The following is a 22,442-nucleotide window of genomic DNA, read 5'->3' as shown; positions in this document are numbered from 1 at the left end:
ATGGCCGAGACGGCGATGCCGACGATGATGAGCCGGAAACCCTGCACGCCGCCGCGCCATGCCAGCAGGTAGACGACGAAGGCGGTCAGCAGTCCGCCGATCAACGACGCTGCCGCGACGACGCTGTAGTTGCGAGTGTTGACCACGAGCATCACCACCACGACCGCCGTGTAGGACCCGGCGTCGAATCCGATGATGTCGGGGCTGCCCAACGGATTTCGGGTCAACGACTGGAAGATGGCTCCACCGATGCCCAGAAGCGCACCGAGGACCAGCGCTGCGAGGATCACCGGCAACCGCCACTCGAGCACGATCATTCGGCGAAACTCCTCGCCCCCACCGCCGAACAGGATGTCGAGCGCCTCCCCGAAACCGATCGGGTACTGCCCCATCCCCAACGTGGCTGTCGCCAGCACCACGGACAAGACTCCCAGAGCTGCGCACACGACGAGCGCGCGGACTTGGAACCGTCCGGTGAAGTGTTTCGTCCGTGCAGTGACGGCAGGGTAGCCGTAGTCGATCTCCGACTTCGTCGTCTCGGCCTCGATCGTCACAGTCCACTCGCTTTCCGGCGCCGCACCAGGACGATGAGGACCGGGGCACCGATCACCGCACACATGACGCCTGCCTCGATCTCGCCCGGTCGTCCGAGTACGCGCCCGATCACGTCCGCGAGCAGGACCATGATCGGACCTGCGATCAGTGAATACGCGAAGATCCATCGCTGGTTCGGTCCGACGAACCAGCGCACGATGTGCGGGATCATCAGTCCGACGAACGCCAGTCCACCGGTGAGCGCCGTGGCGCCACCTGCCAGGAGCGTCATGGCGACCAGACCGACGATCCGAACTTGCATCACCTTGACCCCGAGGGACGACGCGAGGTCGTCTCCGAGGGCGACCGCGTCGAGCTGTCTGCTGATCGCGACCGCGAGCACGAAGCCGAGCACCAGGAACGGCAACACCGTCCGCATCTGCTCCAGCGACGTCGCCGCCGTCGACCCGACGCCCCACCGCCTGATCCGCTCGAACGTGTCGGGGTCGATCAACTGCATGAACGTCGTGATGCCGTGCAGCACCGCACCGAGGGCGACGCCCGCCAGGATCAGCCGCACCGGCGATGCGGTACCGCCCCCGGCCGCCCCGATGAAGAACACGAGCACCGTGGCCGCCGCCGCACCGACGAATGCGAACCAGATGTACCCGGAGATCGACGCCACCCCGAAGACCGCGACGCCCAGGGTGACGGCGAAGATCGCACCCGCGTTCACCCCGAGAAGTCCGGAGTCCGCCAACGGGTTTCGAGTCAATGCCTGAATCAGCGCGCCTGCCACGGCGAACGCCGCGCCCGCGACGATCCCGATCACGGTGCGCGGCATACGCAGCGTCCAGACGATGCTGGACGCCTCCGAGTTGTCCCTGTCCCACAGGACTCGCCACACCTCGCCCAGCGGTAACGGATTCGAGCCGAACATGAAGCTGATCAGGACGGCACCCGCCAGGAGCGCGAGGAAGACCACGAGTCCGAGAGCTCGCCGACCGGAACTCGCCCGACCGGCTTCGGTATCCGGAAGCGTCGCGTCGACGGCAGGTGCACTCACCGGTATCGGCCTTCCGTGGGTCTTCTCGGCCGGGCCTCGATCGCTACCCGGCTGCCGGACGAGGCGTCCGACCGAGGGAGCCTATCAGGCTAGGCTGGCCTCACTAAGGCGGCAATCGACGGAGGAACAGTGGCGCGCAGCACCAGGACGAACGACGTCCACCCCATCAGCACCCGCGCTCTGGAGGTCCTTCGCGTCGAGGACGTCACACCCGGAATGCGACGGGTGACCCTCGGCGGCGAGCAACTCCGCGCCTTTCGCTCCGCCAGTGGATATCCGGTGGCCGAATTCCGATCCTCGGGTTTCGACGACAATCTCAAGATCGTGTTCTGCCATCCGGATCTGGACGAACCGCTCGTTCCCACGCAGGGGGACGGCGCTCTCGCGTGGCCGCGCGATCCACGATCGATCACCCGCACGTACACGATCAGAGGCTGGGACCCGGTCGCCGGTGAGGCCGACATCGACTTCGTCAGGCATGGCAGTGGACCGGCCACCAGCTGGGCCTACCGGGTGACACCGGGCGAACGAGTGCACGTGGCGGGTCCCAAGATGTCGAGGAGCTACCCCGAGGGTGTCGACTGGGCGCTGATCGCCGGAGACGAGACCGCGTTGCCTGCGATCGGGAGATGGATCGAGGAAAGTCCGGCCGGTCTGCGGGCACAGGTTTTCGTCGAGGTAGCCGAGCCCGCGCATCGGCAGGATCTGCCCGTCCGCGACGGGATCACGGTGACGTGGCTGAGCCGCGACGGCGCACCTGCCGGTTCGACGCCTCTGCTCTTCGACGCGATCCGCGCAGCGCAGTGGTGGGACGGATCCGTATTCGTCTGGGTCGCAGGAGAAGCGACGTCCCTCACCCCGATTCGCCGATGGTTGCGTGAGAACAGGAACGTACCGAAGGACCATCTCGATGTGGTCGGCTACTGGCGCCGAAGCGCGGACGAGCCGGATGTCGCCGAGTCGGAACCGTCCGAGCACGACGATCTTCACGACCGACTGGACCTGTTGCCTCCGTTCGCCGTTCGTGTCGGCGTCACCGTCGGACTGTTCGACGCTCTCGAACGAGGCCCACTGACGATCCCGGCCATGGCGGCCGCCACGCAGACCCACGAGCAGGGGCTGGGCAAGCTGGTGCGCTACCTCGCCGCGGCCGGCGCTCTGGAACCGGGCCACGGCGACACCTACCGGCTCACCGCTGCCGGACTCGAACTCACCGACGAGTGGCACGCGACCGAATTCGACTTGGGAGGCATCCCCGCTCGCCGCGAGCTCGGAGTACTCGCACTGCTCGCCGCGGTCCGAACGGGCACGGGCGACTACGAGTCCTGGTTCGGTACCTCGTTCCGCGAACTCCTTCGATCCGAACCGGCAGCACTCGAAGCCGACGAGGACGAAGCCGACGTCATCGCCGACACTCTGGCCAAATCCGAGTTGTTCTCCGACGTACGCACACTGGTGATCGCCGGCCGCGGAGCCGGGCGCTTCGCGGGTGCCTTCGTCGACGCCCGAGCGGACGTCACCGTCACCGTTGCCGGACACCCGAGCGAACTCGCCGGAATCCGCCGTCTGCAGGGTGATCGGGCTCGCGTGGTTCTCGAACCGTCCAGCATGCTCGAGACCCGCTCGGATTCACCGGACGGCGTGCTGCTGGCGAACCTACTCGACCTGATGCCCGACGAGGACGCGGTCCACGTACTCGACCGTGCAGGCCGCAGCGTCGGTGCCGGCGGGTCCGTCTTCGTCTTCGCGGCACCGCTCGAACACGCCACCGCCGAGGACTACGAGTACGAAGACGATCTGCTCCACTTCGCGCTCACCGGTGGTGGAACCAGAACCAACGCCGAGTACGACGACCTGTTCGGACGCGCCGGTCTGCGCGTGCTGGAACGCGTGACGATCGGCTGGGGAGAAGTGGTGTTCCGGCTCGCGCCGAACTACTGATTCTGCAGTGTCTTCAGCACCGTCAGCCAGTGCTCTATCCGTTGGTCCTCGGCGAGCGCGATGAAGTCCACCTCCGGCAACCCCGCCTGCCGCCACTGTTGCACGAGGGCCATGATGCGGACCGAGTCCATACCCTGGTCTCGCAGATCCACGTCGCGTTCGAGCTCGGCCACGTCGACGTAGAGGATCTCCGCGATATCGGTCAGTGCTTGTTCCTCGGTAACGATCATCGTCCTTCTTCCTGGGAAGTCGCCGTGGTGGTCACCATGGCGCGGTCGGTCACGAGATGACGGCTCAGCGCAGGCAGCCATTCTCGTCGGGGGCGGGCATCGTCGAGCATTCCCGAATGTGTCGAATCGACATCGACGACAACGAGTTCCGGGACGAACTCGCGCCACATCTCGGCCACCCGACCGGAGTGCCCGACGGGCTTGCCTGCGCTGGCGGTGACCAGGAGCATCGGCCCGTCGAATCGACCTCGAGTAGGTTGTCTCTGCATGAATTCAGCCCGCATTCCCGCCGTCGCCCACGTACGTTTCTGGGTGGGACTGAGCGTGTCGATCTCCCCGGGCGACATGTTGCCGATGCCCTCTTCCCGGCGCGCGAATCGGGCCATGAACTCGTCCTGCACGTCGGTGTCGTGCACCATGTCGTAGGCCGAGACACCCTCGGGCATGATTTCGTCGTCGTCACGCAGCGATCCGTCGAGCAGCCTTCCGTCGACGGTGGGAACGGCATCGAGGATCGTCAACGTGGCGACGTCGTGACCTCGGTCGACCAACCGTCGGACGACGCCGAGAGCCAGGTGTCCGCCGTAGGACCAACCCAGGATGTCGTACGGCCCGTCGGGCTGTCGAGCGAGGACGGCATCGACGTAGACGTCGCACAGGGCATCGAAACCGTCTGCGACGACAAGACTTCCGCCGTGGACGGGATCCTGCATGCCCACCACGGCCCACTCGGACGGCACGCCGTCGAGCAGCTGCGAGTAGATGGTCGCGAACCCGTTGTACTCGTGAATACAGAACAGCGTTCTGCCGCTCGTACCAGGACGCAACGGCACCGTGATCGCCTCCGACGGCGGCACCTCGCGCGAATCCTCCTCCAACAGCCGCGCGATCTCGCCGATCGTCTGCCGGGCGAAGATGTCCTTCACCCGGAGGTCGCGACCGGTGTCTCGATGCAAGCGTGCGATCAGACGCATCGCGATCAGTGAGTTCCCGCCCGACTCGAAGAAGTTCGCGGTGGTCGAAATCCGTTCCAGTCCCAACAGATCCGCTACCGCAGCCTCGACGAGAAGTTCTTCGGCGGTGTCGGGGGCGACGTGGACGTCGTCCGCACCCACGATCTCGGGAAGCGCACGCGCATCGACCTTTCCGTTGACCGTGAGCGGAATCGACTCGACCGCTGCGAGTCGCCGGTTGTGGACTTCGGAGGTGAGACCGGCCGAGGCCGTCGATCCCGCAGGGCGATTCGTTGCGCACCCTTCTGCGCTCGACCTCGACAACGCTGCAGCACAGGCCCTCTCGATGATCGACGTGGGCACAGGGCATTCGGCGGCGGTGGTCGCGTGGGCCGACGGCGCCGGTGTCGCGGTCGTGCTGGCAGTCCACTCGACTGTCGCAGATCGACGCTCGGTCCACCGGATGGCACGCTGTCTGATCGGGGCCGACGACACCGAGAATCCGTTATCGCCGCTGGCCCCAGCCCTCGACGCCATCGAGAACGACGGGCAGGGACTCGATGCCGATCACGTCGAGGACTGGGTGGTCGCGTCCGAACGTCCGACGACACACAATGATTCGATGTGGACGTCCGATGGCCGAATCGACTTCGAGATCGACCTCGACGGAGATGTCGAGGCGGTAATCGATGGTGCCCTCCGCGAAATCACGAGCGGAGGATCCGAGAATCTGCGCGTCGATCTCGAGGTGGACATGCTCACCGGGGACACCACTGCGGGGATACCCGTCGGGCCGTTCACGGCGACATGGCCGTCACGGGCCCGGCTCGCCGCGGCGGACGTGGACCCGCGAGAATTCCCACTTCTTCGGTTCCACAACAGCACCGGTCGTAGAGCGCTCCGGCGGATGGAACATTCCGATGTTCTGGTCACTCGAACCTACGGCCTCGTCGCGTCCGGAGAACGCGAAGGCGTCGAGGCCGAGTACCGCTGTGTGGTGCGCTATCGAATCGAGTCGACGTCGGTGGCCGTGACGGTGATCGGCATGTCCGACGAGGCGGTGGCCGAGTTGCGCGACGCCCTCTCGTCGTCACTCGATCGAGCCCCGGTCTGCTGAGCGCGGTCGATACGACAACGACTGCGCCGCCGCCGGGTTGGACCCGGCGGCGGCGCAGTGGCTATCGATGATGCTCGAGCGGACTCAGGCAGCGGTGTTGGCTCCCAGACCGCTCAGCAGGGGTGTGAGCTCTTCACGCATGTAGTCGACGGCCGGCGGTGAGGCTTCGAGCACCGAGCCGTTGATCGGCTCGTTCGTCGTGTCGAAGAAGATCACCGATCCGGACTTGACCGCAGGCAGGTTCTGGAACAGCGGATCCTGCTCCAACCGAGCCCGGTCCTCGTCGGCGGCGAGACCGACGAAGAGTACGTCCGCCTGGAATTCGCGCATGTTCTCGTAGGAGATGCCGTTGGAGGACCAGCTGTTGTCCTGGTTCGCGGCCGGCTCGAGTCCGAAGTACTCGACGGCAGATCCGTTGGGCATGTTGAACACTGCGCCGTCTCGTAGGGAGACGTAGTTGTAGGTCTTGCCCTGCAACCCGGCCAATTCACCTTCCTTGAGCGGATCGAAGCTGGCGTTCAGGTCGTCGAGCGTCTTCTGCGCCTCTGCTTCCTTGCCGACCAACTTGCCGTATGCGAGCAGCAGATCGTTGGCCGGGCTGATGCCCTCCTGGGTGCCGACGAACGTGGGTGCGATGGCCTCGTAGTCGGGGTAGATGCCCTCGTCGACTTCGAACGAACCGGTGTTGAGGATGAGGTCCGGGTCGTGGCCTGCGATCAATTCGAGGCTCGTACCCGCGTCGGTCCAGATGTCCTCGAACTCCCCGGTGAACACACCGTCGAGCCAGGGGTAGTCCGCGGGGTCCGGTGCGTCCTCGCCGATCAGGATCGGCTGCTCGCCCAACGCGACCATGATGGCCGCTACCGTCGATCCGGTGGCCACGATCCGCTCGGGCTTGCTCTCCACCGTGACCGGTCCGTAGACCGATTCCGCCGTGGCCGGGAACGCACCGTCGCCCGTTGCGGCACCTGCCGTCGCGTCGGTCGATTCACCCGTGGATGAGCATCCTGCCAGCATCAACGCGGCCGACAGGCCGGCCACGATCAGCCGGTTCTTCTTGTACGTTTTCGAGGTCACTCGATTGCCTTCCGTGCCGCAGTGCGGCGTCCTCGCATCGGCACTCACCGACGCGCAAAGGTTTGCCTACGCTAATATGCCTGCTGTACGTTAATAACGGGCCAAAGCTCTCGTCAAGCCCAACTGCCCGAACCGAGTCGATAGGACACCCGAGGATGACCACGTCCGGACGAATCGACGGCGCAGCGAATCGCGCGGACCGGCAACCTGTTTCGCGGCAGCCGCGACTCGAAGCACGCGAGGTCACCCTCGGATACAGCGAGCGGGTCATCTCCGACGCGTTGTCCGTGGAGATCCCGGCCGAATCGTTCACGGTGATCATCGGCCCGAACGCCTGCGGAAAGTCGACCCTGCTTCGCGCCCTGTGTCGAGCGCTCAGCCCCAGCAGCGGACAAATTGTCCTGGACGGCAAGGACATCGACGCGTACAAGTCGAAGGACGTCGCACGGCGGATGGGGCTGTTGCCGCAGAGCCCCCTGGCACCCGACGGCATCCGCGTCGCCGACCTGGTCTCACGTGGACGCCACCCGTACCAGTCGCTGTTCCAGCAGTGGCGGCCCGACGACGAGCGAGCGGTTGCGCACGCCCTGGCGGCGACACGAGTGACCGAGCTGTCGGGTCGTTTCGTCGACGAGTTGTCGGGGGGACAGCGTCAGCGCGTGTGGTTGGCCATGTTGCTGGCCCAGGAGACACCGACGCTACTGCTGGACGAGCCCACCACCTTCCTCGACATCGCTCACCAGTTCCAACTCCTCGAGCTGCTCAAATCGCTTCACTCGCAACACAAGACGCTGGTCGCAGTTCTGCACGACCTCAACCAGGCGGCCCGATACGCCTCGCATCTGATCGTGATGAAGGACGGCCGCATCGTCACCACCGGAGCGCCCGCCGACGTCATCACTGCCGAACTGGTCGAGGAGGTGTTCGAGCTGCCCTGCATGGTCGCCCCCGACCCGATCACCGGCACACCCAACGTCTATCCCCTCGCGCCCGAGACCTCGAAGAGTCTCGAGCGGTGAGCCCGAACCCGAACTCGCCTGCCTGGAATCCACCCCGCCGTCTCCCGGTCTTCTTCGAGGTTCCCGCTGCTCCACCCAAGCAGCGCATCACCATTCGCGAGGACATGTCTCCCCTGGCACTCGCGGCGTCCATCGTCCGGTCCGCGGGGTGGCACGCTGTTCTGGGCTGCCTGCTCCTCGTCGTGTTCAACATCGCGACGACACTGGTCCCGCTCGCCCTCGGTGCGGCGATCGACCAGGGCATCGGCCCGGTCACCACCGGGATGCCTGCGGGCGACGCGGTCGGCGGGTTCGCGATCTGGGTGTCGGTCATCGCCGGTCTCTACGTGGTGATGAACCTGACCTACCGATTCGGCGGTCGAATCGGATGGTATTCGGTGCAGCGCGCTCAGTACGAGTTGTCCGCCCGTGTGGTCGAGCGGATCCTCGACGCCCGCGGCACGGCGGGCGGACCGCAGCTGCCCGGACGGTTGCTGTCGGTGGCCACATCCGACAGTGAACGCACTTGCGCCGCCTTGTACTTCGCGATCTACCCACTCGGAAATCTCGTCGCCATCGTGGTGGCTGCGGTCTCGCTGTTCGTCATCCACCCGATCCTCGGAATCACCGTCGTGGTCGGGGCACCACTGCTGCTCGTACTGATGGCCCTGGCGGCACGCCCGCTTCGGGCGCGCACCGAGCGCGAGCAAGAGGCCATCGCCGACGCGGCTGGCACCGCCGCCGATCTCGTCTCCGGCTACCGCGTCATCGCCGGGATCCACGCACAGCGCGCCGCCGCCGGCCACTATCGAGGAGTTTCTCGCGCCGCCTTGCGGGGCACGCTGGCGAGCAATACCGCCGAGGGTGCTCTCGTCGGCGTGAACGCAACCCTGACCGCCTTGTTCGCCGGGATCGTCACCGTCGTCGCGGCGCTGTTGACGTTCGACGGGTCCATCTCGGTCGGAGGACTCATCGCCGCTGCCGCGATGGCACAGATGCTGCTGGATCCGCTGAAGATCCTCATCGAGGAGGCAGCGACGCTGGGTGCGGAAGTTCTCGCCTCCGCGCGGCGAGTGCTGAATCTGCTGTTCACCGAACCGAATCCGGACGCACTCGGTGCCGCACCGGTCGCGCCGACGCCACACCTGCGCATCGACTCACCGACCGGAGACTCGATCGACATCCGTGCCGGTGAGTTCGTCGTGATCGATCCGACCGCAGTGGACGCCGACGTTCTGACAGCTGCCCTCACCATGACGGCCCGCGCCGGCACCGCACCGCACATCACTCTCGACGGTCGAGAACTGCGAGAGCACGATCCGACCGAGGTCCGCCGTACGATTCTCGTTGCACCCCATCGAGCGGACCTGCTCGAGGACACCGTGCTCGCCAACGTTCTCCACGACTCGGACGACGTCTCCCGCGCACGGGCGGCACTGGACTCGGCCTGCTGCGGCAGCCTCGAACACGAACTGCCACTCGGGTACGACACCGCCATCGGCGACGGCGGTCGGACGCTGTCCGGCGGACAGCGACAGCGAGTCGCGCTCGCGCGCGCCCTCTTTCGGGAACCACCGGTGCTGGTGCTGCACGATCCGACGAACTCGGTCGATTCGGCGACCGAGCACGATATCGCACACCGACTTCGCAGTGCCCGTTCCGGTTTCACCACTGTCGTCATCACCTCGTCGCCGGCGTTTCACGCGGTCGCCGAACGCAGCATCGGCCGCGACGAGGTGATGCAATCGTGAGCGCAGACCAGGCCCGTCTTCCGGTCGCCGACTGGCGGGAGATGCGCCGCGAGGTGGCCGATCTCGCGGCGGGACGGTGGTGGCGCATCGGCGGCATCCTGCTTCTGCTGTTGATCGCTGCGGCAGCAACTCTCGTACTACCCTTGACGATCGGCTGGATCGTCGACACGGTGACCGACCGAAGCGGTTTCGGAATCCCCACCGTGTTCTGGTGGCAATTGGGCGCCCTGGGCGGCGCTGCAGTAGTCGGCGGAATCGTCCAGTTCTCGGGGATCGTCGCACTCGGCCGCGTCATCGACACCATGGTTGCCGAGCTACGCGAGAAATTCATGGACTCCGCGTTCGACCTCCCGGAGCGAGAGATCGAACGCGTGGGCGTCGGCGACATCGTCACCCGCGCCGCGACCGATACCCGCAACATCTCCGACGACCTGCCCGGCATCCTGCCGACCGTCGCGTCGGCCGCATTCACCATCGCCCTGACCGGGGTCGGAACGGTGGTGATCGACTGGCGGTTCACCATCGCGTTCCTGCTGGCCGTGCCGCTCTATGCACGGGCACTGCAGTGGTATCTGCCCGCCGTACCGCCGGTCTACGCCGAACTACGATCGGCCGACAGTACTCGCGGCGAACGCGTACTCACCACGCTGACGGCACTTCCCACCGTCACCGCCTTCCGCGCAGGACCGCGTCGAGTCGATCGGATCCGCACTGCTACCTGGGAAGTGGCGCGGTGGGAGATGCGCGCTCGCATCATGCAGAACCGGTTCTTCGGACGCATCAACCTGGCCGAGGCCGTCGGACTACTGCTGGTCCTCGCGTGTGGTTTCGTCCTCGCAGCGCGGTACGGCACCACACTCGGCCAGATCACCTCGGCCTCGCTGCTCTTCCTGCAGATCACCGGACCGATCGCCGGGTTGATGTTCGTGATGGACGATCTGCAGTCTGCCGCTGCGTCACTCGCGCGGGTTGTCGGGGTGACGCGGACGACGGCAGATGTCGATACGCCTGAACTCGATCCAGCGAGCCGGCGCGGCGAAGGCCCTGTCGTCCGCGTCGAGAACGTCGAATTCTCCTACCGTCCAGGGCATCCGGTGCTCCTCGGAGTGAACCTCACCCTGGCGGCCGGTGAACATCTGGCGATCGTCGGCTCGAGCGGATCGGGGAAGACGACTCTGGCCCGTCTCGTCGCGGGTGTGCGCGAGCCGCTCGCCGGCGTCATCCACACCGAGGTGGATCGGACGCGCATTGCCTACCTCAACCAGGAGGGTCGCATCTTCGCGGCCACGCTTCGCGAGAACCTCCTGCTCGCCGCGCCCGACGCCGCCGACGATATCCTTCTCGACGCACTGAACACCGTCCGCGCGGACGAGGTGTTCGCCTCGCTACCCGACGGTCTCGACACCCTGCTCGGCGAAGAGGGCCATCGCCTCGACGCGGCCGATGCTCAGCTGATCTCGTTGGCGCGGTTGGTGCTTCACGATCCGTGCGTGGCCATTCTCGACGAAGCGACCGCAGAAGCGGACTCACGAAACGCCGCGGTTCTCGACGACGCCACGGTTCGAGCTTTGGACGGGCGCGCGGCGATCGTCATCGCGCATCGCCTCTCGCAGGCTCGCGCGTGTGATCGCATCATGGTGCTCGAGCACGGCGTGGTCGTCGAGGAGGCGACGCACGACGGCCTGGTCGCCTCGGGTGGCCGGTACGCAGACCTGTGGGCCGTGTACAGCGCGGGAAGAACCGGCGTCGAGCACGCCGTAGAGAATTCGAGTTAAGTAAGGCTAAGATAAATCTCGGCCGATAGGTCCACCGACAAGGCGCGTGTGTTGAAGACCTGCATAGCAACCGTGTCGCTCGGCGGGACGCTGGAAGAGAAGATCGACGGTATCGCGACAGCGGGCTTCGATGGTCTCGAGTTGCTCTGCACGGACGTGCACGCGTCGGCGCTGTCCCCGCGTGACATCGCCGATCGATGCGCAGCTCTCGGTCTGAAAATCGATCTGTACCAGCCGTTCCGGAGGGCCGAAGGGGTCACGCCCACCGAGTTTCCCGACGTCCTCGCTCGCTTCCATCGCGAACTCGACGTGATGGAGGCGCTCGGCGCGACATCGATTCTCGTCGTCTCCAACACCGACGACGACGCGAACAGCAGCCGGGACCTCTCGGCCACCCAGGTGGCCGCATTGGGTAGCGCTGCAGGCGAACACGGAGTCACGGTCATGTTCGAGGCATTGGCGTGGGGCACCCATATCAACCGCGTCGCACACGTGCGAGATGTACTCACGCGGGCAGACCATCCGAACGTGTTGCTGGCCGTGGACACGTTTCATCTGGTCGCGGGCGGAGAGGGTGCCGAGGCCGTCGCCGACCTCGAACCCGGTTCGGTCGGTCTGCTCCAGATCGCGGATGCCCCTTGGATGCCACTCGACCTACTCACGTGGAGTCGCAACTACAGATGCTTCCCCGGAGCAGGCGAATTCGACCTCGTCACTCCCGTTGCCTCCGTTCTGAATGCGGGCTACACCGGACCGGTATCGCTCGAGATCTTCAATCCCGGATACCGCGAGCGTCCCGCCGCAGAGGTTGCACGACACGGTGCGGAATCGCTCCGACGCCTGCTGGCCGACGTCGACACGCTGGCCACCTCCACCCTGCCCGCGTAACAGCACACGAGAGAAGGTCTTTTCAGCGATGTCGGTGACCGAGAATTCCGTCGTACAGAGTTCGATCCCCCCGGTCGAACCTTTCCTTCTGGACGGAGTCGTGCCATATCCGAAGGAGTTTGCTGAACAGTATCGGGCAGAGGGCATCTGGTTCGATCAGACGTTCTCGGAGTTCCTGTTCGACGCGATCGGGCGCTCCTCCGGCCGAATTGCCTTCAGCAGCGGCGATGCACACACGACCTACGCCGAGCTGGGTGAACGGGTTCTTCGGCTCGCTGCCGGATTGCAGCACGAGGGCATCGAACGGGGCGATCGGGTAGTGGTCCACCTGCCCAACATCGTCGAGTTCGTCTCGCTCGTCTTCGCGCTGTACGAGATCGGCGCCGTTCCGGTTCTGGCACCGGTGGCGTTGCGCAAACACGAGATCGAGTACATCGTCGACACCACCGGCGCTCGTGGATACATCACCACCGACTCGCACGACGGGTACGACCTCGCCGCACTTGCAGCCGAACTCGTTGAATCGTCGGCGTCGTTGCGGCACACCATCGTTGTCGCCCGCGACGGCGGCGGTGCCGACCTCGACCGACTGCTCGCGCGTGGTTCGGTGGAGCACACCCGGCGTTCGCTGCCGTCGGACGTTGCGTTTCTTGCGCTGTCGGGTGGAACGACGGGTCGGCCGAAGATCGTCGCGCACACCCACGAGACCTACCTGGCGTCGGTGCGCGCAGCGGTGAGTGTCGGGGGCGTCAGCGAATCGACCGTCCAGCTCATCGTGCTGCCCATGTCGCACAGCTTCGCCATGCGGTCGCCCGGATTCCTCGGTGTTCTCAGCGTCGGTGGGCGAGTTGTATTGACGCCGAACGGAAGTCCAGACGTCGCGTTCCCGCTCGTGGCGCAGCACGGTGTCACCCACGTCGCCCTGGTGCCGCCGCTCGCTCTCGCGTGGCTGAACTCGACCCTCAAAGACGAGCACGATCTGTCCTCCCTCGAGGTCGTCCAGGTCGGCGGCGCGAAGTTCGGGCGAAAATCCGCGATTCGGATACGCAGCGAACTGGGTGCCACCTTGCAGCAGAGTTTCGGAATGTCCGAAGGCCTGCACACATTCACCGGTCTGGACGAGGACGACGAGACGATCACCACCCGCCAGGGGCGACCGGCGACATCGGCCGACGAGATCAAGGTCGTCGACGACAACCACAACGAGGTGCCGCGTGGTACGTCCGGGAATCTGTGGACCCGGGGGCCGTCGACCATTCGCGGATATTTCCGCGCCCCCGAACACAATTCGAGCTTCACACCCGACGGGTACTACATCACCGGCGACATCGTGACCCAGGACGAGCGCGGATACCTGACGGTGACCGGACGGACGAAGGATCAGATCAACCGCGGCGGCGAGAAGATCGCACCGGCCGAGGTGGAAGACCTGCTGCTCGCCCACCCGGCAGTGCACGAGGTCTCCGTCGTCGGAATTCCCGACGACATGCTCGGCGAACGGATCAAGGCTTCGGTCCTCCCCCGCGACGGTGCCGACCTGAAAGAGCTGACACTGCCTCGGATTCGGCAGTTCCTTCGAGGCCGGGACCTCGCAGCGTTCAAGATGCCCGACGTCGTGGAGGTAGTCGACGCCTTCGAGCGAACTGCGGTGGGAAAGATCAGCAAGCGTTGATCGGCGGCTGCGCCGATCGATGGAGTCGTGTCCGGGGATCAGGTCACTCACCGATAACTGCAGCCTGGTCAAAGAAGGCAGAGAAGCATCGGTAGTCCGAGGGGCGGCTGGGCGGGTGCCATCGCCTCGCTCCAACCGATGTTCGCTGCACGTTCCATGGGCGTTTCGGCGAACGCCGGACCACCGAAGATCCACCTCGAAAGCTCGGGCGCGATCGGGAAGAACGGAGCCGACTCCCTATCGGATCAGTCGCAGCTGGAACGGCCGTGCTGTCGTGGGCGTTCGACATCGTGAGGACAACTTGGGGCTCGATCACGTTTCGGGGATCGAGACGCCGAACGCATCGACAGGCATCACCCGATACTTCATCGACACCGGGCGGCTCGAATAAGATGCCCGTGCCGCCGACATCTTCGAGGCGGGCCTCTCGATTCGTCCGAGTTGCAGCTCGACACGCACCCCCACGGAGTCAGTAGGTCCTTGACAGCGAACCAGCTGAATCAAGTAAATCCGTCCGCTCAGATCAATTCGATCGACGCACGCAGATCGCCGGCCTCCGGTGGATACACCTGGATTCCGCCTCATCGCCGAGTTCGACCGTGTAAGCATCGAGTAGTGACATCCTCGCGGCACGCACACAAAAGAGGCGGTTCCGAATACCTCCGAAACCGCCTCTGACCTGCATCTATCTGTGTCGGGCTGACAGGATTTGAACCTGCGACCACTTGACCCCCAGTCAAGTGCGCTACCAAGCTGCGCCACAGCCCGCCGCGCCCCGTAAGGCGCTCGATGAGATTACCCCAGCCCTACCTCTGATACGAAATCACCTGGTCAGAGGTAGGGCGGGTGGGCAATCAGCGGTTGTTGCCCTTACCCGGTCGTTCGCGCTTTTCACGGATCCGGACGGATACTCGGACGGGGCTGCCGTCGAAGCCGAATTCTTCGCGCAGGCGCCGCTCGATGAACCGGCGGTAGCCCGCTTCGAGGAAGCCTGTGGTGAAGAGGACGAACGTCGGTGGGCGCGTCGTCGCCTGGGTCGCGAACATAATGCGCGGCAAACGGCCTCCACGCATCGGAGGCGGCGTTGCGGCGACAACTTCCTTCAGCCAGTTGTTGAGGCGTCCGGTGGGGATGCGCTTGTCCCAAGACTCGAGAGCTGTCTCGAGAGCAGGAACGAGCTTCTGGACGGCTCGCCCGGTCTGCGCCGAGATGTTGACGCGCTGCGCCCACGGCACGCGCAGCAGATCGCGGTCGATCTCCTTCTCGAGCTGGAGGCGACGATCCTCGTCGACGAGGTCCCACTTGTTGAAGGCGAGGACCAGCGCGCGGCCGGCGTCGGCGACCATGCTGAGCACGCGCAGGTCCTGCTCCGAGATGACCTCGGACGCGTCGATTAGCAGAATCGCGACTTCGGCTGCCTCGATTGCCGACTTCGTGCGCAGTGACGCATAGAACTCGGCTCCGCTGGCATGACTGACGCGCTTGCGCAATCCGGCAGTATCGACGAATCGCCATGTCTTGCCGCCCAATTCGACGAGCGAGTCGACGGGGTCGACGGTGGTGCCCGCGACGTCGTGCACGACGGAGCGCTCGTCACCCGAAAGCTTGTTGATCAGCGATGACTTGCCGACGTTCGGCTTGCCTACCAACGCAACTCGCCGTGGCCCACCCGCGGGGATACCTTCACGAGGTGTCTCCGGAAGCGCTTCGAGCACACGATCCAAAAGATCGCCGGTACCGCGGCCGTGCGTTGCGGATACCGAATGTGGCTCACCGAGACCGAGCGACCAGAGAGCGGCAACTTCGGATTCGGTGCGGCCGTCGTCGACCTTGTTGGCCACCAACAACACTGGCGTCTTCGAGCGGCGAAGCACCCGTGCCACGGCTTCATCCGTCGTCGTGGAGCCCACGCGAGCGTCGACGACGAGCAGGATCGCGTCGGCGGTGCTCATCGCCAACTCGGCTTGCCGCGCAACCGACTGCTGCAAGCCCTTCGCGTCGGGCTCCCAACCACCGGTGTCCTGCACCATGAACCGACGGCCGGCCCAGTTCGCCTCGTACGACACGCGATCGCGAGTTACGCCGGGAACGTCCTCGACAACCGCTTCGCGGCGGCCGATGATGCGGTTGACGAGCGTCGACTTTCCGACGTTCGGCCGGCCGACGACAGCTAGGGTCGGTACGGCAACCGCGACCTCACCGTCGTCGCCCTCGGTCAGGTCGACAAGCTCCCACTCCCCCTCGTCGGACCATGTGCCGTCACCGGCTGTTTCGGCTCCGCTGAAGATTTCCTCGGTCACTGTTTCACTCCAGTTCTTTCGCGCACGATCTCGAGCAACGCAGCGATGACGCCGTCCATGCCCAAATCGCTCGTGTCCACGATCACGGAGTCCTCGGCAGGCCGCAACGGAGACACGGCGCGAGTGGAGTCCGCATGATCGCGGCGTTGGACGTCGGCGAGAACGGCGTCGTAATCGTCGCCCCGGCCTTCGTTGATGTTCTGCCTGTTACGACGGTCGGCGCGGGCCTCGGGCGATGCCGTCAGGAAAACTTTGACATCGGCGTCCTGAAGCACGACCGTTCCGATGTCGCGCCCTTCGACGACGATCCGAGGGGCAGAAGCAGCGATCTCGCGCTGCATCTGCACCAGGAGCTCACGTACTCGCGGGACAGCCGACACGGCCGAGACGGCCTTGGTGACGGCGTCCCCGCGGATCTCCGAAGAAACGTCCTCCCCTGCCATGGTGACCGCTTCGGCTTCGGGATCGGTGCCGATGTCCAGCGGAAGTGTCGCGACGATGTCGGCGACCTTGTCCGCGTCGGTCGGGTCGATCCCGGAACGCAACACCCACACCGTTGCGACGCGGTACATCGCGCCTGTGTCGAGGTAGCGGGCATCGAGCGCGGCCGCCAGCTTGCGTGAGACCGTCGACTTACCCGTTCCGGACGGCCCGTCCATCGCGATGACGAGTCCGGCCATCAGAGACCGACCGATTCGTAGAGCTTGCCGATTTCACCGCGACCGAGCACGCGAAGCGTTCCCGGACGTTGATCGCCCAGTGCGATGTTGCCGACGTCGGTACGCACGAGGCGACCGACCGGGTAGCCGACCTTCTCGAACAGGCGACGCACGATGTGCTTGCGACCCTCGTGCAAGGTGATTCGGACGAGCGACTTGCCTTCGCTGATATCGAGCAGCGAGAAGCCGTCCACCTTGACGGGTCCGTCGTCCAGGACGACTCCGGAACGCAACTGCTTACCGATTTCACGCGGGATCGCACCGTAGAGAGTGGCGAGGTAGGTCTTGGACACCTCGAACGACGGGTGCATCAGGCGGTGAGCAAGATCACCGTCATTGGTGAACAGCAACAGCCCCTCGGTGTCGGCGTCGAGGCGACCGACGTGAAACAGTCGCTGGCCGGCCTGCACCCGCTCGGAGACGATGTCGCCGACGCACGGACGACCGAGATCGTCCGACATCGTGCACTGCCAACCACGCGGCTTGTTCATCGCGAGATGAACGAGCTCTTCCTTGACGACGATGCGGGTGCCGTCGACGCGCACGATGGCCACGTCGGGATCGATGCGGATTCCTTGCTCGGTGACGATGCGACCGTCGACCTCGACGCGACCGTCCGCGATCAATTCCTCGGCTGCGCGGCGCGAGGCGACACCTGCTTGGGCGAGGACCTTCTGCAGGCGCACGCCTTCACCGCGTGGGACGTGGCGACGCTTGGAGTCGGGCTCGATGTACTGATGCTTCGCCGGCTTGGCGTTGTTGATTATCGTCGACGGAGCCTGCTTCTTCTGTGGCTTCGGCGGCTTCGGACGAGACGGCTTCTTGCGTGGCACCGCGTCGTTGCTGCGATCGTTGATACCGCTGTCCGCAGGCTTGTCTTCGAAGGATTTGCGCTGCTCAGCGCTTCTGCGGGGGTCTGGCTTACGGGGGTCTGCTTTACGCGGAGCGGCCGAGCGTGCCCCGGTGGGGCGACCGCCGGCGCGAGGCGAATCGCCCGAACGGCGACCGTCGCGCGGCTCCTCCGACCTGCCTGCTGTCGGCTTCCTGTTCGGAGCCTGTCGTTTGTTTCTGTCCGGTGTGCCATCACGGCGAGCGGGCTTGTTCACTTCTTTACCTATCAGTCGTCCGAGTCGAGCTCGGCTGCCGGATCGGGTTTCGATCCGCGGTTCTTGGTGGAGCGGGTAACTCTCGCGTCGGTATCCATGCTGTCACTGATCTCATCGATCAGGTCCACTCCCGGCAACAACGGTGCCAGCGGCGGCAGGTCCGTCAGTGAAGCCAGGCCGAGCCGTTCGAGGAACAGCTCGGTGGTGGAGTACATCGTGGCGTTCGATTCCGGGTCGACTCCAGCTTCCGAAATCAGACCGCGAGCGAGCAACGTGCGCATCACTCCGTCTACGTTGACTCCACGCACGGCGCTGACTCGCGCGCGGGTCAACGGTTGACGATATGCGATAACGGCAAGAGTCTCCAATGCCGCGCGTGTGAGTTTCGACCGAGCGCCGTCCAGAAGCAGCCTCTCGACGTACGGCGCGTACGCGGTGCGGGTGTAGAAACGCCAGCCGTCGCCGGCGTATCGGAGGTCGATCCCGCTACCTCGTTCGGTGAACCGCGCCGCCATTCGCTTCAGCGTCGCGTCGACACGACGGGCATCGCTGCCGACCGCCGACGCCAACTGCGCATTCGACGCAGGCGAATCGACGACCAGAAGGATGGCTTCGAGAGCAGACTCGAGGGTGCCGTCGTCGAGCTCCGAGTCGTCTTCTGCTGTCTCGATCAATTGCCCCTGCTCATCCATAGTCCACCGCCGCTACAACCACTTCGTCCGACTTCGCCTTGCCGGTCCAGCTCACCATCAGTTCTCCCAGCGGCTCGGGCTGATCGAAAGCAATTACCTGCTCGCGGAACAACTCCAACAACGCGAGAAACCGGGCAACTATTTCGACGGTGTGCTCGCACCCCTCGGTCAGGTCGGAGAACGGTGTCCACGCACCTTCCCCCTTGCTCTCGAGCCGTTCCAGAACCCATCTCGCCTGTTCGGGAACGGACACCGAATGTTGGTGGATGTGATCGAGACCGACCTTGGGGATCGGTTTCGGCCGGAAGGCCGCTGCCGCAATGTCGGCGAACCGGGCCGCGTCGACGCCGAGCAGCACCTCGGGAATCAGATCGGTATAGCGGTCCTCCACCGACACCGACCGTGGATACCGGCGAAGTGCCGCAGCTTCCAGTTCACCGAAGAGCTGCGCGACCTGCTTGTAGGCCCGGTATTGCAACAGGCGCGCAAACAATAGGTCGCGCACTTCCAGCAGCGCCAGATCCTCGGCATCCTCGACGTCTCCCGACGGCAACAGTCTGGCCGCCTTCAGATCGAGCAGAGTGGCAGCGACGACCAAGAACTCGGTCGTCTGATCGAGGCCCATCTCCTTGCCCAGAGTCTTGGTGAAGGAAATGAAGTCGTCGGTGACCGTGTGCAACGCTACCTCGGTGACGTCGAGCCGATGCTGACTGATGAGCGTCAGCAACAGGTCGAACGGCCCCTCGAAATTGAGCAGCCGCACGCGAAAGCGCGAAGGATCCTCGTCCTCGGGTACCTCGATCGGTGCATCGACGGCAATGGTGTCGGGCATCGATCTACGGGCCGGACCGGTAGATGACCTCTCGGGCAAGGGCCCGATAAGCCACCGCGCCGGACGACTTGGGCGCCCACGTGGTGATCGGCTCGCCTGCAACACTGGTTTCGGGGAACCGGACGGTGCGGGTGATGACCGTGTCGTACACGACGTCGCCGAAAACCTCGACGACTCTGGTCATGACCTCACGCGAATGCAGGGTGCGTGCGTCGAACATGGTCACGACGATCCCAGCCAACTTGAGCCGCGGGTTGAGCCGATCACGCACTTTTTCGACGGTGTCGTTGAGCAAAGCCAGACCTCGGAGGCTGAAGTATTCACATTCCATCGGAATGAGAACTTCGTCGGCGCAGGTGAGGGCGTTGACGGTGAGGAGTCCTAGGGAGGGCTGGCAGTCGATGAGCACGTAGTCGTACCGATCGAGGATCGGATGCAGCACACGTCCGAGCGTCTGCTCGCGACCCACCTCGGTGACCAGCTGTATTTCGGCTGCCGACAGGTCGATGTTGCTGGGCAGCAGGTCGAGATTTTCGACGCGGGTGCGCATCAGAACGTCGTCGGCGGAGATCTTCGGCTCGACGAGAAGGTTGTAGACCGTCAGATCCAACTCGTGGTGAGCGACGCCCAGTCCCGCCGACAGAGCGCCCTGCGGGTCCAGATCGACGAGCAGCACGCGCCGTCCATATGCAGCGAGCGAGGCACCGAGGTTGATGGTCGACGTCGTCTTGCCGACGCCACCCTTCTGGTTGCACATCGCGATGATCTTGGCCGGCCCATGGCTGGCCAAGGGCGTCGGGTCGGGCACTTCACGGGTCTTGCGACCGGTCGGTCCCAACTCGTCGGCGCCGACAGGCTTCGCCTTCGCTTCGCGGTGACTCTCAGGCTGACGGGTGTGAAACAAGGCGCCTTCGTTGTGCGGATGCTGCGGGGACAACCCGTCGGGTGTCGCGTCGTACGAGCGATACGACGTGTCCGGAGCAGTCGGAACCCGGTTCACCGTTGTCGGCTCACCCCATGTCCTCTGAGGGCCTGACTCCGCCGCTGGCGGCTGCGGTGTCGACACGTCTCCAGCGCTCCCCTGTCCGTTCGTACTCTGCAACGTCTTGTCAACGATTGCTGATCAACGCTACCGCGTGCGTTCTCGACAGCTTCGCCGGACACGCGCAAAACCGTTACCTGGCGCGCGGGTGCGCCTCCGCCCACACTTCACGCAACGTGTTGACGGTGACGAGGGTGTAGATCTGTGTGGTCGTGACGGACGCATGCCCCAGAAGCTCCTGGACGACGCGCACGTCGGCTCCCCCGTCGAGCAGATGCGTCGCGAACGAGTGGCGCAACGTGTGGGGCGAGACAGGCGTCGGGATCCCAGCGCGTTCGGCAGCCGAGTGCAATACCTGCCAGGCGCTCTGCCGCGAGAGCCTGCCACTGCGGGCGTTGAGGAACAACGCCGGCGTCGCCTTCGTCGCCAACGCGGGGCGGCCACGCACCAGATAGTTGTCGACGGCCTCGATCGCCGGACGGCCGACCGGAACCAGCCGCTGCTTGTCGCCCTTGCCGTGCAGTACGACCGAACGAGACTCGGTGTCGATGTCGTCGACATCGAGTCCGACGGCTTCGGAGATACGCGCCCCCGTGGAATACAGGAGTTCGAGGAGCGCCTTGTCGCGCAACCCGCGTGGTGCGTCGACTCCCTCGGTGGCGGCAGCGTCGAGTATGGCGATGACGTGATCGAGCGGTAACGATTTCGGTAGCCGGCGGCTCGGCGTCGGCGGCTTCACGGCGCTCGCCACGTCCAGCCGCGTCATACCTTCCGCCGCCGCGAACTTGTGCAATCCGCGGACCGCGATGAGCGTTCGGGCCGCGGAACTCGCTGCGAGAGGAGGGTATTCGTCGCCTCCGCGGCGCAGATCCATGACGAACTCGGTGACATCACCCTCGGTGACGCGATCGAGGTCGTCGATGGCATGAGCGTCGAGAAACGCCTCGTACCGCCGGAGATCGCGGCGGTACGAGGACAACGTGTTCTTGGCAGCGCCCCGCTCGACCTCGAGATGGTCGAGGTACGTCGAGATCTGCTGCGCCAGCACGGCGATTACGCGTGCGAATTCTTCCGACGCTCGAAGGTAGTCGGCAGATCCGGCCACGGAGCATCGGCGGGTCGTAGGCTCGTCGAACTTGCGCGTGATGCTGCCAACGCGAGAATGCCGGACACGGCAGACGCGTTGACGACCTCACCCGACAACGCTCGGGTGACGGCGTCGTCGAGAGAAACGAACTTCAGCACGATGTCGGCCTCCTCGTGCTCGGCTTCCGGCCGCTCCACTTCGGACAGGCCCTCTGCCAGAAAGATTCGGACGCTCTCGTCGGTGAACCCTGGTGACGGTGACACGTCGACGAGCACGGACCAGCGTTCGGCTGCAAGACCGGTCTCTTCTGCGAGTTCCCGTTTGGCGGCGTCGACGGGAGGTTCGTCGAGCTCGTCGAGCAGCCCGGCGGGCAACTCCCACAGTCGACGACCGACCGGGTGACGGTACTGCTCGATCATCGCGATCCGACCCTGATCGTCGAGTGCCACGATGCCCACTGCACCGTGGTGCTCGACGACCTCGCGCTCGGCAACACGGCCACCGGGCATCTGCACCTGGTCGAGACGAAGAGCAAGGATCGCGCCCTCGTACACCGTCTTCGTGCCGACAGTCGCGAATTCGTGGCGCGCGGCGTCGTTCGAATCCGTCATCCGATGCTCTCGGCCGTTGCTTCCGACACTGGGAACTCCGAAGCCCCAGGC

The 22,442-nt window shown here is 65.1% G+C and carries 20 protein-coding genes and 1 tRNA gene; 7 read left to right on the top strand and 14 right to left on the bottom strand.

The window, feature by feature from the left end:
- Window positions 1-554, bottom strand: a 554-nt coding sequence (locus tag WBQ44_RS23690) for an iron chelate uptake ABC transporter family permease subunit (RefSeq protein WP_495569094.1), incomplete at its 3' end; no start/stop codon positions are given.
- Window positions 551-1,600, bottom strand: coding sequence for an iron chelate uptake ABC transporter family permease subunit (locus tag WBQ44_RS23685; protein WP_495569093.1), 1,050 nt, complete (start codon window positions 1,598-1,600; stop codon window positions 551-553). The genes WBQ44_RS23685 and WBQ44_RS23690, both read right to left, overlap by 4 nt.
- 129 nt (window positions 1,601-1,729) lie before the next feature.
- On the opposite strand from WBQ44_RS23685, the gene WBQ44_RS23680 reads away from it, so the two are divergent.
- Window positions 1,730-3,541, top strand: coding sequence for an SIP domain-containing protein (locus tag WBQ44_RS23680; protein ID WP_495569092.1), 1,812 nt, complete (start codon window positions 1,730-1,732; stop codon window positions 3,539-3,541).
- Here WBQ44_RS23680 and WBQ44_RS23675 read toward each other — a convergent pair.
- Both WBQ44_RS23675 and WBQ44_RS23670 read right to left on the bottom strand, forming a co-directional pair.
- Window positions 3,535-3,771, bottom strand: a complete 237-nt coding sequence (locus WBQ44_RS23675; protein WP_032403517.1) for a phosphopantetheine-binding protein — start codon at window positions 3,769-3,771, stop codon at window positions 3,535-3,537. The genes WBQ44_RS23680 and WBQ44_RS23675 overlap by 7 nt on opposite strands.
- On the bottom strand, window positions 3,768-4,886 hold the full coding sequence (locus WBQ44_RS23670; protein WP_495569091.1) for a thioesterase domain-containing protein: 1,119 nt from the start codon (window positions 4,884-4,886) through the stop codon (window positions 3,768-3,770). Before WBQ44_RS23670 ends, WBQ44_RS23675 begins: the two co-directional genes overlap by 4 nt.
- Window positions 4,887-4,977: 91 nt before the next feature.
- Between WBQ44_RS23670 and WBQ44_RS23665 the strand changes: the two genes are divergently transcribed.
- Window positions 4,978-5,841 carry a hypothetical protein gene (locus tag WBQ44_RS23665; protein WP_495569090.1) on the top strand — a complete coding sequence of 288 codons (864 nt, stop codon included), beginning with the start codon at window positions 4,978-4,980 and terminating at the stop codon, window positions 5,839-5,841.
- Between the two features lie 84 nt (window positions 5,842-5,925).
- Here WBQ44_RS23665 and WBQ44_RS23660 read toward each other — a convergent pair whose 3' ends face one another.
- Entirely contained in the window at window positions 5,926-6,918 is a 993-nt protein-coding gene (locus tag WBQ44_RS23660) for an ABC transporter substrate-binding protein (RefSeq protein WP_495569089.1), read from the bottom strand.
- Between the two features lie 155 nt (window positions 6,919-7,073).
- Here WBQ44_RS23660 and WBQ44_RS23655 point away from each other — a divergent pair, with 155 nt between their 5' ends.
- Genes WBQ44_RS23655 through WBQ44_RS23635 form a run of 5 tightly spaced genes read left to right on the top strand, consistent with a single transcriptional unit; the run spans window position 7,074 to window position 14,002 of the window.
- A complete protein-coding gene (locus WBQ44_RS23655) occupies window positions 7,074-7,937 on the top strand; it encodes an ABC transporter ATP-binding protein (RefSeq protein ID WP_495569088.1) in 864 nt (287 codons plus the stop codon).
- Window positions 7,934-9,667, top strand: a complete 1,734-nt coding sequence (locus WBQ44_RS23650; RefSeq protein ID WP_495569087.1) for an ABC transporter transmembrane domain-containing protein — start codon at window positions 7,934-7,936, stop codon at window positions 9,665-9,667. Before WBQ44_RS23655 ends, WBQ44_RS23650 begins: the two co-directional genes overlap by 4 nt.
- Complete coding sequence (locus tag WBQ44_RS23645; RefSeq protein WP_495569086.1) at window positions 9,664-11,442, top strand: ABC transporter ATP-binding protein; 1,779 nt, start codon at window positions 9,664-9,666, stop codon at window positions 11,440-11,442. Before WBQ44_RS23650 ends, WBQ44_RS23645 begins: the two co-directional genes overlap by 4 nt.
- A 48-nt stretch (window positions 11,443-11,490) precedes the next feature.
- Complete coding sequence (locus WBQ44_RS23640) at window positions 11,491-12,330, top strand: sugar phosphate isomerase/epimerase family protein (protein WP_495569085.1); 840 nt, start codon at window positions 11,491-11,493, stop codon at window positions 12,328-12,330.
- A 28-nt stretch (window positions 12,331-12,358) separates the two neighbouring features.
- Window positions 12,359-14,002 (top strand): (2,3-dihydroxybenzoyl)adenylate synthase, encoded by a 1,644-nt coding sequence (locus WBQ44_RS23635; protein ID WP_495569084.1) that lies wholly within the window; start codon window positions 12,359-12,361, stop codon window positions 14,000-14,002.
- Between the two features lie 694 nt (window positions 14,003-14,696).
- On the opposite strand, the gene WBQ44_RS23630 is transcribed toward WBQ44_RS23635, so the two are convergent.
- From WBQ44_RS23630 to WBQ44_RS23590, 9 genes are all read right to left on the bottom strand, one after another.
- A tRNA-Pro gene (locus WBQ44_RS23630) sits at window positions 14,697-14,770 on the bottom strand.
- A gap of 86 nt (window positions 14,771-14,856) precedes the next feature.
- A complete protein-coding gene (der, locus tag WBQ44_RS23625; RefSeq protein WP_495569083.1) occupies window positions 14,857-16,302 on the bottom strand; it encodes a ribosome biogenesis GTPase Der in 1,446 nt (481 codons plus the stop codon).
- Window positions 16,299-16,982 (bottom strand): (d)CMP kinase, encoded by a 684-nt coding sequence (cmk, locus tag WBQ44_RS23620; RefSeq protein ID WP_495569082.1) that lies wholly within the window; start codon window positions 16,980-16,982, stop codon window positions 16,299-16,301. Before cmk ends, der begins: the two co-directional genes overlap by 4 nt.
- Window positions 16,982-18,127, bottom strand: a complete 1,146-nt coding sequence (locus WBQ44_RS23615) for a pseudouridine synthase (protein WP_495569081.1) — start codon at window positions 18,125-18,127, stop codon at window positions 16,982-16,984. Before WBQ44_RS23615 ends, cmk begins: the two co-directional genes overlap by 1 nt.
- 11 nt (window positions 18,128-18,138) lie before the next feature.
- Window positions 18,139-18,819, bottom strand: a complete 681-nt coding sequence (gene scpB / locus WBQ44_RS23610) for an SMC-Scp complex subunit ScpB (RefSeq protein ID WP_495569080.1) — start codon at window positions 18,817-18,819, stop codon at window positions 18,139-18,141.
- Window positions 18,812-19,651, bottom strand: coding sequence for a segregation and condensation protein A (locus WBQ44_RS23605; RefSeq protein WP_495569079.1), 840 nt, complete (start codon window positions 19,649-19,651; stop codon window positions 18,812-18,814). The genes scpB and WBQ44_RS23605 overlap by 8 nt, the downstream gene beginning before the upstream one ends.
- Before the next feature lie 4 nt (window positions 19,652-19,655).
- Window positions 19,656-20,555, bottom strand: coding sequence for a ParA family protein (locus WBQ44_RS23600; RefSeq protein WP_495569097.1), 900 nt, complete (start codon window positions 20,553-20,555; stop codon window positions 19,656-19,658).
- 271 nt (window positions 20,556-20,826) lie between these two features.
- Window positions 20,827-21,741, bottom strand: a complete 915-nt coding sequence (gene xerD / locus WBQ44_RS23595; protein WP_495569096.1) for a site-specific tyrosine recombinase XerD — start codon at window positions 21,739-21,741, stop codon at window positions 20,827-20,829.
- A gap of 5 nt (window positions 21,742-21,746) precedes the next feature.
- Window positions 21,747-22,391, bottom strand: coding sequence for an NUDIX domain-containing protein (locus tag WBQ44_RS23590; protein ID WP_495569095.1), 645 nt, complete (start codon window positions 22,389-22,391; stop codon window positions 21,747-21,749).
- Between the last annotated feature and the right edge of the window lie 51 nt (window positions 22,392-22,442).

This window comes from Rhodococcus sp. (in: high G+C Gram-positive bacteria), from assembly GCF_049591685.1.
Lineage (GTDB): Bacteria > Actinomycetota > Actinomycetes > Mycobacteriales > Mycobacteriaceae > Rhodococcoides.
The sequence above is the reverse complement of the archived record's forward strand: the minus strand, read 5'-3'. Positions and strand labels throughout refer to the sequence as shown.

Coding starts and splice junctions, on each gene's coding strand:
- WBQ44_RS23675 (WP_032403517.1), bottom strand. CDS start 3,771: ATGATCGTTACCGAGGAACAAGCACTGACCGATATCGCGGAGATCCTC.
- WBQ44_RS23655 (WP_495569088.1), top strand. CDS start 7,074: ATGACCACGTCCGGACGAATCGACGGCGCAGCGAATCGCGCGGACCGG.
- WBQ44_RS23635 (WP_495569084.1), top strand. CDS start 12,359: ATGTCGGTGACCGAGAATTCCGTCGTACAGAGTTCGATCCCCCCGGTC.
- cmk (WP_495569082.1), bottom strand. CDS start 16,982: ATGGCCGGACTCGTCATCGCGATGGACGGGCCGTCCGGAACGGGTAAG.
- scpB (WP_495569080.1), bottom strand. CDS start 18,819: ATGGATGAGCAGGGGCAATTGATCGAGACAGCAGAAGACGACTCGGAG.
- WBQ44_RS23605 (WP_495569079.1), bottom strand. CDS start 19,651: ATGCCCGACACCATTGCCGTCGATGCACCGATCGAGGTACCCGAGGAC.
- WBQ44_RS23590 (WP_495569095.1), bottom strand. CDS start 22,391: ATGACGGATTCGAACGACGCCGCGCGCCACGAATTCGCGACTGTCGGC.